8 protein-coding genes are annotated in these 10,169 nt (G+C 72.3%); 3 read left to right on the plus strand and 5 right to left on the minus strand.

Translation table 11 applies throughout. The annotated features are described in order from the left end of the window. Positions 1-1,158: cation:proton antiporter (locus EHS43_RS26830; protein ID WP_148104096.1), on the minus strand; the 1,158-nt coding region annotated here is incomplete at its 3' end. Positions 1,159-1,162: 4 nt separating this feature from the next. Then, positions 1,163-1,648 carry a cation:proton antiporter regulatory subunit gene (locus EHS43_RS26835; RefSeq protein ID WP_125193323.1) on the minus strand — a complete coding sequence of 162 codons (486 nt, stop codon included), beginning with the start codon at positions 1,646-1,648 and terminating at the stop codon, positions 1,163-1,165. A 161-nt stretch (positions 1,649-1,809) separates the two neighbouring features. On the opposite strand from EHS43_RS26835, the gene EHS43_RS26840 reads away from it, so the two are divergent. After that, positions 1,810-2,760 carry a HAMP domain-containing sensor histidine kinase gene (locus tag EHS43_RS26840; RefSeq protein ID WP_185806425.1) on the plus strand — a complete coding sequence of 317 codons (951 nt, stop codon included), beginning with the start codon at positions 1,810-1,812 and terminating at the stop codon, positions 2,758-2,760. Then, entirely contained in the window at positions 2,757-3,410 is a 654-nt protein-coding gene (locus tag EHS43_RS26845) for a response regulator transcription factor (protein ID WP_125193325.1), read from the plus strand. The genes EHS43_RS26840 and EHS43_RS26845 overlap by 4 nt, the downstream gene beginning before the upstream one ends. On the opposite strand, the gene EHS43_RS26850 is transcribed toward EHS43_RS26845, so the two are convergent. From EHS43_RS26850 to argG, 3 genes are all read right to left on the minus strand, one after another. After that, entirely contained in the window at positions 3,397-3,861 is a 465-nt protein-coding gene (locus EHS43_RS26850) for a hypothetical protein (RefSeq protein ID WP_125193326.1), read from the minus strand. The genes EHS43_RS26845 and EHS43_RS26850 overlap by 14 nt on opposite strands. Positions 3,862-3,961: 100 nt before the next feature. After that, on the minus strand, positions 3,962-6,853 hold the full coding sequence (locus EHS43_RS26855) for a SpoIIE family protein phosphatase (RefSeq protein ID WP_125193327.1): 2,892 nt from the start codon (positions 6,851-6,853) through the stop codon (positions 3,962-3,964). 217 nt (positions 6,854-7,070) lie between these two features. After that, positions 7,071-8,525, minus strand: coding sequence for an argininosuccinate synthase (gene argG, locus EHS43_RS26860; RefSeq protein ID WP_123992005.1), 1,455 nt, complete (start codon positions 8,523-8,525; stop codon positions 7,071-7,073). 155 nt (positions 8,526-8,680) lie between these two features. Here argG and miaB point away from each other — a divergent pair. Further along, a partial coding sequence (gene miaB / locus EHS43_RS26865) for a tRNA (N6-isopentenyl adenosine(37)-C2)-methylthiotransferase MiaB (protein ID WP_185806426.1) occupies positions 8,681-10,169 on the plus strand: 1,489 nt, incomplete at its 3' end.

A 10,169-nucleotide genomic window follows, 5' to 3' on the forward strand; every position in this document is an offset into this window, starting at 1 on the left:
CTCTCGGGGGGACGTCAGTCTCGTTGCCAGGGGCTCTGCGTAGCGGGCCGTGAGGGGGCCGAGGATGACCAGGATGAGGACGTAGGCCGTGGCCAGGGGGCCCAGGGAGGGTTCGATGCCGGCCGAGACCGCCAGGCCCGCGATGACGATGGAGAACTCGCCGCGGGCGACCAGCGCGCCGCCCGTGCGCCAGCGGCCCTTGGGGGAGATGCCGGCCCGGCGGGCCGCCCAGTAGCCGGTGGCGATCTTCGTGGCCGCGGTGAGCAGGGCCAGGGCGAGGGCGGGGAGCAGGACCGGGGGGATGCTCGCCGGGTCCGTGTGCAGGCCGAAGAAGACGAAGAAGACCGCGGCGAAGAGGTCGCGCAGGGGGCTCAGGAGGGTGTGGGCGCCCTCGGCCACCTCGCCGGAGAGGGCTATGCCCACCAGGAACGCGCCCACCGCCGCCGAGACCTGCAGCTGCTGCGCCACGCCCGCGACGAGGATCGTGAGGCCCAGGACAACCAGGAGGAGCTTCTCCGGGTCGTCGCTCGACACGAAGCGGGAGATCAGGCGGCCGTAGCGGACCGCGACGAAGAGAACCAGGCCCGCCGCTCCGAGCGCGATGGCCAGGGTCAGGCTCCCGGCCAGCAGGCCCGCGCCCGCCACGAGGGCGGTGACGATGGGCAGGTACACCGCCATCGCCAGGTCCTCCAGGACCAGGACGCTCAGGATGACCGGGGTCTCGCGGTTGCCGACCCGGCCGAGGTCTCCCAGCACCTTGGCGATGACGCCCGAGGAGGAGATCCAGGTGACGCCCGCCAGGACGACCGCCGCGACCGGCCCCCAGCCCAGCAGCAGGGCGGCGGCGGCTCCGGGGACGGCGTTGAGGGCGGCGTCGACCAGGCCCGAGGGGTAGTGGGCCTTGAGGTTGGTGACGAGGTCGCCGGCCGTGTACTCCAGGCCGAGCATCAGGAGGAGAAGGATCACTCCTATCTCGGCGCCGATGGACACGAACTCCTCGCTCGCGCCGAGCGGGAGCAGCCCGCCCTCGCCGAAGGCCAGGCCGGCCAGGAGGTAGAGGGGGATGGGGGAGAGACGGAAACGGGCGGCGAAACGGCCGAGGAGGCCCAGGCCGAGGATGATCGAGCCGAACTCGATCAGCAGGACCGCGGAGTGCACGCGCTCACTCCCGCCCGAGGATCGCCGCGGCGGCGTCCACGCCCTCGCGGGTGCCCACGACGATGAGGATGTCGCCGCCCGCCAGGCGGAAGTCCGGCGCCGGGGACGGGATCGCCTCGGCCCGGCGCAGGGCCGCCACCACGGAGGCTCCCGTGTCGGTGCGCATCTTCGTGTCGCCCAGGACCCGGCCGTTCCAGCGGGAGCCGGCCGCCACCTCGATGCGCTCGGCCACCAGGCCCAGGTCGGAGGTGTACAGGAGGCTCGCGCTGTGGTGGGAGGGCTTGAGCGCGTCGATCAGGGCGCCGGCCTCGGAGCCGGTCAGGCGCAGCGACTGGGCGCAGGAGTCGGGGTCGTCGGCCCGGTACACGCTCACCGTGCGGGCACCGTCGCGGTGCGCCACCACGGAGAGATGGCGGTCCTCGCGGGTGATGAGGTCGTACTGGACCCCGATGCCCGGCAGCGGCGTCGCCCTCAGGCGTGGAGCAGACACGTTTCTTCCCCTTGTGGTTCGAGTGATCACAGGTGCCGGGTTCGCATGCTGCCAGGCCGCCGTACGGTGGCGATATGGGTGACGTGACGGATATACGCGAGCGGCGGGCACCGGCGAGGCTGAAGCGTCGGGCGTCGTGCGGGAGGAGTGAGCACAGGACCGTGTCGCTGTTCTGGCGGATCTTCTCGCTCAACGCCGCGGCCCTCGTCGTGGCCGCCGCGCTGCTGCTGGGGCCGGTCACCGTGTCGACGCCGGTACGGCAGGGAGAGGCCGTGGTCGTCCTCGGGGGCCTCGCCCTGCTGCTGGTCGCCAACGCCTTCGTGCTGCGCGTCGGGCTCGTCCCGCTGCAACGGCTGGGGCATGCCATGGCCGCCGCCGACCTGCTGCGCCCCGGGGCGCGTGCCCCCGTCTCCGGTCCCTCCGAGACGGCCGCGCTGATCACCACGTACAACACCATGCTCGACCGGCTGGAGGCGGAGCGGGCGACCGGCGCGGCCCATGCGCTCTCCGCGCAGGAGCGGGAGCGGCATCGCATCGCGCGCGAGCTCCACGACGAGGTCGGCCAGACGCTGACCGCCGTCCTGCTCCAGCTCAAGCGGGTCGCCGACCGGGCGCCGGCGGAGCTGCGGGAGGACGTGGGGCAGGCGCAGGAGGCGACCCGCGCCGGACTCGACGAGATCCGCCGGATCGCGCGGCGGCTGCGGCCCGGCGTGCTGGAGGAGCTCGGGCTGCCGAGCGCCCTGCGGTCCCTCGCGGCTGAGTTCACCACGCACGGGCTGACCGTGCGCCATCACGTCGGCGGCGAACTGCCCCGGCTGAGCGAGGAGTCGGAACTGGTGGTCTACCGGGTCGCCCAGGAGGGTCTGACCAACACCGCGCGGCACTCCGCCGCCGACCGCGCCGAGGTCAGGCTCCAGCCGGTCGCGGGCGGAGTCGAGCTCCTCGTGCGGGACAACGGCAAGGGACTCGGCGGGGCGCCCGAGGGGGCCGGGATCCAGGGCATGCGGGAACGCGCGCTGCTGGTCGGGGCGGCCTTCTCGGTGCAGGACGCCCCCGGGCGGGGGACGGACGTGCGGCTGCGCGTACCGGTACCGGCGGAGGAGGGCCGATGACCGCGCCGACCCGGGTCCTGCTCGCCGACGACCACACCCTCGTACGACGAGGGGTCCGGCTGATCCTGGAGGGGGAGCCGGATCTCACGGTCGTGGCCGAGGCGGGGGACGGTGCCGAGGCGGTCGAGCTCGCCCGCGCGCGTGAGGTCGATCTCGCGGTCCTGGACATCGCCATGCCACGGATGACCGGGCTGCAGGCCGCCCGCGAGCTGTCCCGGCGGCTGCCCGACCTGCGGATCCTGATCCTGACGATGTACGACAACGAGCAGTACTTCTTCGAGGCGCTCAAGGCCGGGGCCAGCGGATACGTGCTCAAGTCCGTCGCCGACCGGGATCTCGTCGAGGCGTGCCGGGCCGCCGTGCGCGACGAGTCCTTCGTCTACCCCGGGGCCGAGCGGGCTCTCGTCCGCTCCTACCTGGACCGGCTGCAGCGCGGTGACGACCTGCCGGCGCGGGCCGTCACCGAGCGCGAGGAGGAGATCCTCAAGCTGGTCGCCGAGGGGCACACCACGAAGGAGATCGGCGAGCTGCTGTTCATCAGCGCGAAGACCGTCGAGCGGCACCGGGCGAACCTGCTGCAGAAGCTGGGGATGCGGGACCGCCTGGAGCTGACCCGGTATGCGATCCGGGCGGGTCTCATCGATCCTTGAGGCCGGCGTTCGGGTGGGTGCCGCGGCGACGCCGCACCACGTACGCGCCCGCGAGACCGACTCCGCCGACTGCCAGGGCCACTCCGATCGCCCGCTCGAAACCGGCCGGGCCCACACTGCCCCCGGACCCGCCCTGGACCCCGAGGGTCGGAACCGGCGTGAGCGTGACGAGCGGTGTGGGGAGGGGGGTGCTCAGCGGCGTGGCGACACTCACGTCGGCGATGTCCTCTCGGCGCGGCAGCTCCTCGCAGGCGATGCCGTCGTCGCGTCCGTGGTCCTCGTCGAGCCGGTCGGGGTCGGTGCGGTCGAGGTCGAACTGCGCCTGCGCGTCCTCCTGGTAGGCGAAGTCCGCGCAGTCCAGGTCGCCTTCGGCGTGTGCGACGCCGGTCAGCGGTCCGGCGGCGGCCAGGACGGCCAGAGCGGCGCCGGTGAGCGTGGTGCGTATTGCCATGGGTCGTGCCTTTCGGGCGGGGCCGTAAGAGCCGTCACCGCGAATCTAGGGACGCGCCCGGCTTCCGGCCCCTGGAGCTGGGCCGAACGGGCACGCGTCCTCACAGGAGCGCTTCCCAGTCCTCGTCGAAGGCCGCCGGGTTCAGGAACAGCACCTCCGCCGGCTCGGCCGGACCCCGCAGGGACTGTTCCGTCCAGATGCACTTGCCCGTCGGCGTGTACCGGGCGCCCCAGCGGCTGGACAGGGCCGAGATGAGCTGGAGACCCCGGCCGCCCTCGTCGGTGTCCGCGGCGTGGCGGATGCGGGGCATGGTCTGGCTGCCGTCGTAGACCTCGCAGATCAGCTCGGTGGTCCGCAGCAGGCGCAGCCGGACGGGACCGCGGGCGTGCCGGACGACATTGCCCACCAGTTCGCTGACCAGGAGTTCCGTGGTGGGGGACAGGTCGTCCAGGTCCCAGGCCGCGAGCTGTTCGCGGACGTGCCGGCGGGCCTGGCTCGCCGCCTTCGGGTCCTCGGGCAGCGACCAGGCGGCCATCGCGTCGGCCGGCAGCGCGTGCAGACGGGCCACCAGGAACGCCGCGTCGTCCGCCGCCTGCTGGTCCGCCGGCAGCAGACCGGCCGTCAGCGTGTCGCACAGCCCTTCGAGGTCCGCGGCGGTCCCGTCGGCGTGGGCGGCGCCGAGCAGCCGCGCCAGCTCGGCCATGCCCTCGTCGATCTCCCGCGTCGCCGACTCCACCAGCCCGTCGGTGTACAGCACGAGCAGGCTGCCCTCGGGCACCTCCAGCTCGGCCGTCTCGAACGGCGGCTTGGCCGCGCCCAGCGGGGGATCGGCCTCCGGTTCGGGGAAGTGCACGGTTCCGTCGGGCCGTACCAGAGCGGGCGGCGGATGGCCGGCCCGGGCGATGGAGCAGACCCGGGTCGTCGGGTCGTAGAGCGCGTACAGACAGGTGGCGTACGACGCCTCGCTCATGCCGCCGACGATGTCGTTGAGGTGGCCGAGGATCTCGTCGGGCGGCAGTTCGAGGTCGGCCAGGGTGTGCACGGCGGTGCGCAGCCGGCCCATGGTGGCCGCCTCCGGCAGGCCGTGTCCCATCACGTCGCCGACGACCAGCGCGACCTGCCCGCCGGACAGCGGGATGATGTCGTACCAGTCGCCGCCCACGTCGGCGCCCTGCCCGGCCGGCAGATAGCGGGCGGCCGCCGTGCACGCGGGCAGCTCGGGCAGCGCCTGGGGGAGCAGGCTGCGCTGGAGCTCCCGGGACCGGGTGTGCTCGGCGTCGTAGAGCCGGGCCCGCTCCAGGGACTGGGCGACGAGTGCGGTGATCGTGGTGAGCAGGGCGCGTTCCTCGTCGTCGAGGAGCCGGGGCCGGTCGAAGGAGACCACACAGACGCCGAAGGTGTGCCCGGACGCCGTCAGCGGCAGGAACGCCCAGGACTTCTTGTCGCCGAGGGTGGGGAAGTCGGCCAGTTCGGGATAGCGGGTGGCGTACTCGCGCGCCGAGGAGATGAACCGCGGGAGGCCGGTCGCGATCGTGTCCCAGGCGGGGTCGGCGCCCGTCGATCTGCTGCGGCTGTCGAGGAGGGCCACGAAGTCCCGGGGGTAGCCGACCGCGCCGACGTGGTGGAGCCGGTCGCCCTCGCTGACCTGGACCATCAGCCCGGAGGCGGCGAACGGCGGCAGTACCCGGCGGGCGACGGCCTCCACCACGTCCCGGGACGTGGTGGCCTTGGCGAGTTCCGTGGTCAGCTCGGCGATCCGCACCGCCCGCTCTGCCGCGGCCCGTTCCGCCGCCTGCCGCTCCTGCGCCAGTCGGCGCTTCTCCGTGACGTCCTGGAAGTAGAGGGTGCGGCCGTCGGGCCCCGGCACCAGCCGTACGTGCAGCCGCCGCCGGCAGTCCGCGATGTACACGTCGAACCCGGCGGGCTTCTCCTCGGCCCCGGCCGCCAGACAGCTCTCCTTCAGGCCCGGGACCTGGCGGGTGGCCGGCAGGTCCCACAGCAGGCGCCCGAACAGCTCCTCCTCGGAGAACCCGAGGAAGCGTTCCGCCTCCACGTTGGCGAAGGTGATCCGCCACTCGTCGTCCACCGCGAGGAAGCCGTCGCTCATGTGTCTCAGGGCCCTGCTGAGGGCGTCCCGGGCGGTGCGTGACTCGTTGCTCTCCCAGCCGACCCCGATCATCCGCAGGGGCTCGCCGTGCTCGTCGTAGGTCGCCCGGCCGCGGGCCCGCGTCCAGCCCCAGGTGCCGTCCAGACGCCGTACGCGGTACTCCGCCTCGTAGACGGAGTGGTCGACGATCGCCTGCTGCGCCGCCGCGAGGGTGGGGGCCAGGTCGTCGGGGTGCACGATCCGCATCCAGTTGTCGATCCGGCCGGTGAAGTCCGCGGGCAGCGTGCCGTACAGCCTCAGCGCGGCCTCGTCCCAGATCAGGTCGCCGTTGCGGATGTCCCAGTCCCACGAGCCGACCTGGACCTCCTTGAGCGCCTGCCGCAGCCGCTCGCCGCCCGGCTCCGTCTGGGCGGGCCCCGACGGCGGAGGCGCCTGGGCCATCCGGTCCTCGGTCCAGGCGACCACGTCCCGCAGGAAGTCCCAGTGCTCGGTGCTGGGCTCGCCCTCCTCACCGGCCAGGACGGTCAGCGCGCCGATGCTGCGCCGGCCGCTGAACACGGGCAGGGCGGCGAGGCCGGTGCCGGGCCAGCCGGATTCCTCCGCCGGCAGGTCCTTGGGCAGAGGCACCCAGACGCCCCTGCCCTGCTGGAGCGCGCGGGCCGGGGCCAGCGGGCCCTCCTGGTCGACGATCTCCCAGGAGCGGGTGAGGGCGGGCGGCAGACCGACGGACGACACCAGGCGCAGAGCCGACATCGGGCCGCGCAGGTGCATGGTCCCGCCCAGTGCGCCCAGCTCGCCGACCGCGTGCCCGAGCGCCAGCCGGAAGACCTCGCTCTCGGTCGCACCCGGGGTGACCGTGCCGAGGAGAGCGAGCCGCGCGTTCATGGAACGAATTTATCGTTCCCTATTCCGTTCGAAACCTGCTTCACAGTTTCCGACGAGCTGATTCCCGCCACTTCCCCACCCCAACTACCCATGTTCCAGGGGAAGTTGACGCAATCCAGGACGTGTGCCGTGCCGTCGGGAGGGTTGGCGGGACGGCCGAGAGGCCGGTCCGGTGCCGTTGGCGGGCACTGGAGCGGCCTCTCGGTCGGGGGTGGTGTCAGTCCGTGCCGAACTCCATCGCGGCCCGGTCCAGCAGGGCCTCGTCCTCGGAGACCTCGCCGCGGGACGCGATCGCCTCGGCGCCGCCCTCGGGGAGCTCCGGCATGGTGCCGATCAGCCCGGTCGCGGCGGCCTGGGAGGCGCCGATCGTGGGGCTGCCGGTGCCGATCAGGCCGAGACCGGCGTACTGCTCCAGCTTGGCGCGGGAGTCGGCGATGTCGAGGTTGCGCATGGTGAGCTGGCCGATCCGGTCGACCGGGCCGAAGGCCGAGTCCTCGGTGCGCTCCATGGACAGCTTGTCCGGGTGGTAGCTGAAGGCGGGACCGGTCGTGTCCAGGATCGAGTAGTCCTCGCCCCGCCGCAGCCGCAGGGTGACCTCGCCCGTGACCGCCGCGCCGACCCACCGCTGGAGCGACTCGCGGATCATCAGGGCCTGCGGGTCCAGCCAGCGGCCCTCGTACATGAGACGGCCCAGGCGCCGGCCCTCGTTGTGGTACTGGGCGACCGTGTCCTCGTTGTGGATCGCGTTGACGAGACGCTCGTAGGCCGCGTGGAGCAGGGCCATGCCGGGCGCCTCGTAGATGCCCCGGCTCTTCGCCTCGATGATCCGGTTCTCGATCTGGTCGGACATGCCCAGGCCGTGCCGGCCGCCGATGGCGTTGGCCTCCATGACCAGGTCGACGGCGGAGCCGAACTCCTTGCCGTTGATGGTCACCGGGCGGCCCTGGTCGAAGCCGATCGTCACGTCCTCGGGCGCGATCTCGACCGACGGGTCCCAGAACTTGACGCCCATGATCGGCTCGACGGTCTCGATGCCGGTGTTGAGGTGCTCCAGGGTCTTGGCCTCGTGCGTGGCGCCCCAGATGTTGGCGTCGGTGGAGTACGCCTTCTCCGTGGAGTCCCGGTACGGCAGCTGGTGCGCGACCAGCCACTCCGACATCTCCTTGCGGCCGCCGAGCTCGGTCACGAAGTCCGCGTCCAGCCACGGCTTGTAGATCCGCAGGTTCGGGTTGGCGAGCAGGCCGTAGCGGTAGAACCGCTCGATGTCGTTGCCCTTGAAGGTCGAACCGTCGCCCCAGATCTGGACGTTGTCCTCCAGCATCGCCCGCACCAGGAGCGTGCCGGTGACGGCACGGCCCAGCGGGGTGGTGTTGAAGTACGCCCGCCCGCCCGAGCGGATGTGGAAGGCCCCGCAGGTGAGCGCGGCCAGTCCCTCCTCGACCAGCGCGGCCCGGCAGTCGACCAGGCGCGCGATCTCGGCACCGTAGGTCTTCGCGCGGCCGGGCACCGAGTCGATGTCGGGCTCGTCGTACTGGCCGATGTGCGCGGTGTAGGTGCAGGGGATGGCGCCCTTGTCGCGCATCCACGCGACCGCGACGGAGGTGTCGAGACCGCCGGAGAAGGCGATGCCGACGCGTTCGCCGGCGGGGAGGGACGTGAGGACCTTGGACATAGGAAGATTATGCATCACCGCGTATGGTCATGCAAAGCCCTTGGAGTCGCCCCGCGCGTGATTCACGTCATCCGGGCGACGCCGGCTCGCAGCGGCCCCCGTGGCCCCCGAAGGCACCGGGCCTCGCAGCGCCCGCAAGCGCCTACCCTTGAGCCATGACCAGCAGCAGCGACCGGAGCCCGGCAGTGGACGTTCGATCACCCAAGACCTACGAAGTCCGTACCTACGGGTGCCAGATGAACGTCCACGACTCCGAGCGATTGTCCGGACTGCTGGAGGAGGCGGGATACGTGCCGGCCCCCGACGGCTCCGACGGGGACGCGGACGTCGTCGTCTTCAACACCTGCGCGGTGCGGGAGAACGCCGACAACCGGCTCTACGGCAACCTCGGCCGGCTCGCCCCGCGCAAGGCCTCGCGCCCCGGCATGCAGATCGCCGTCGGCGGCTGTCTCGCGCAGAAGGACCGCGACACCATCGTCAAGAAGGCGCCCTGGGTGGACGTCGTCTTCGGTACGCACAACATCGGCAAGCTGCCGGTCCTGCTGGAACGCGCGCGCGTGCAGGAGGAGGCGCAGGTCGAGATCGCCGAGTCCCTGGAGGCGTTCCCCTCCACCCTGCCGACCCGGCGCGAGAGCGCCTACGCGGCCTGGGTGTCGATCTCCGTCGGCTGCAACAACACCTGCACCTTCTGCATCGTCCCGGCCCTGCGCGGCAAGGAGAAGGACCGCCGCACCGGCGACATCCTCGCCGAGATCGAGGCCCTGGTCGGCGAGGGCGTCTCCGAGATCACCCTGCTAGGCCAGAACGTCAACGCGTACGGCTCCGACATCGGCGACCGCGAGGCCTTCAGCAAGCTGCTGCGCGCCTGCGGGCGGATCGAGGGCCTGGAGCGCGTCCGCTTCACCTCCCCGCACCCGCGCGACTTCACCGACGACGTGATCGCGGCCATGGCCGAGACGCCGAACGTCATGCCGCAGCTGCACATGCCGCTCCAGTCCGGCTCGGACACCGTCCTGAAGGCGATGCGCCGTTCGTACCGCCAGGACCGCTACCTGGGCATCATCGAGAAGGTCCGCGCCGCCATGCCGGACGCCGCGATCTCGACGGACATCATCGTGGGCTTCCCCGGCGAGACCGACGAGGACTTCGAGCAGACCATGCACGTGGTCCGCGAGGCCCGCTTCACGAACGCCTTCACCTTCCAGTACTCCAAGCGCCCCGGGACCCCGGCGGCCACCATGGAGAACCAGATCCCCAAGGAGGTCGTGCAGGCGCGCTACGAGCGTCTCGTCGCCCTCCAGGAGGAGATCTCCTGGGAGGAGAACAAGAAGCAGGTCGGCCGCACCCTGGAGCTGATGGTCGCCGAGGGCGAGGGCCGCAAGGACGGCGCCACCCACCGCCTCTCCGGCCGGGCCCCCGACAACCGCCTGGTCCACTTCACCAAGCCCGACCAGGACGTCCGCCCCGGTGACGTGGTCACGGTCGAGGTCACCTACGCCGCCCCCCACCACCTCCTCGCCGAGGGCGCCGTCCTGGACGTGCGCCGCACGCGCGCGGGTGACGCGTGGGAGAAGCGCAACGCCGAGGAGTCGGCCAGGCCGGCGGGTGTGCTCCTGGGGCTGCCGAAGATCGGCGTCCCGGAGC

Origin of the sequence: Streptomyces sp. RP5T (assembly GCF_003933965.1) — a bacterium.
GTDB lineage: Bacteria > Actinomycetota > Actinomycetes > Streptomycetales > Streptomycetaceae > Streptomyces.

Bases quoted from the DNA above. Each gene is read 5' to 3' on its own strand.
- EHS43_RS26850 (WP_125193326.1), bottom strand. From the start codon at position 3,861: ATGGCAATACGCACCACGCTCACCGGCGCCGCTCTGGCCGTCCTGGCC.
- EHS43_RS26845 (WP_125193325.1), top strand. From the start codon at position 2,757: ATGACCGCGCCGACCCGGGTCCTGCTCGCCGACGACCACACCCTCGTA.
- argG (WP_123992005.1), bottom strand. From the start codon at position 8,525: ATGTCCAAGGTCCTCACGTCCCTCCCCGCCGGCGAACGCGTCGGCATC.
- EHS43_RS26855 (WP_125193327.1), bottom strand. From the start codon at position 6,853: ATGAACGCGCGGCTCGCTCTCCTCGGCACGGTCACCCCGGGTGCGACC.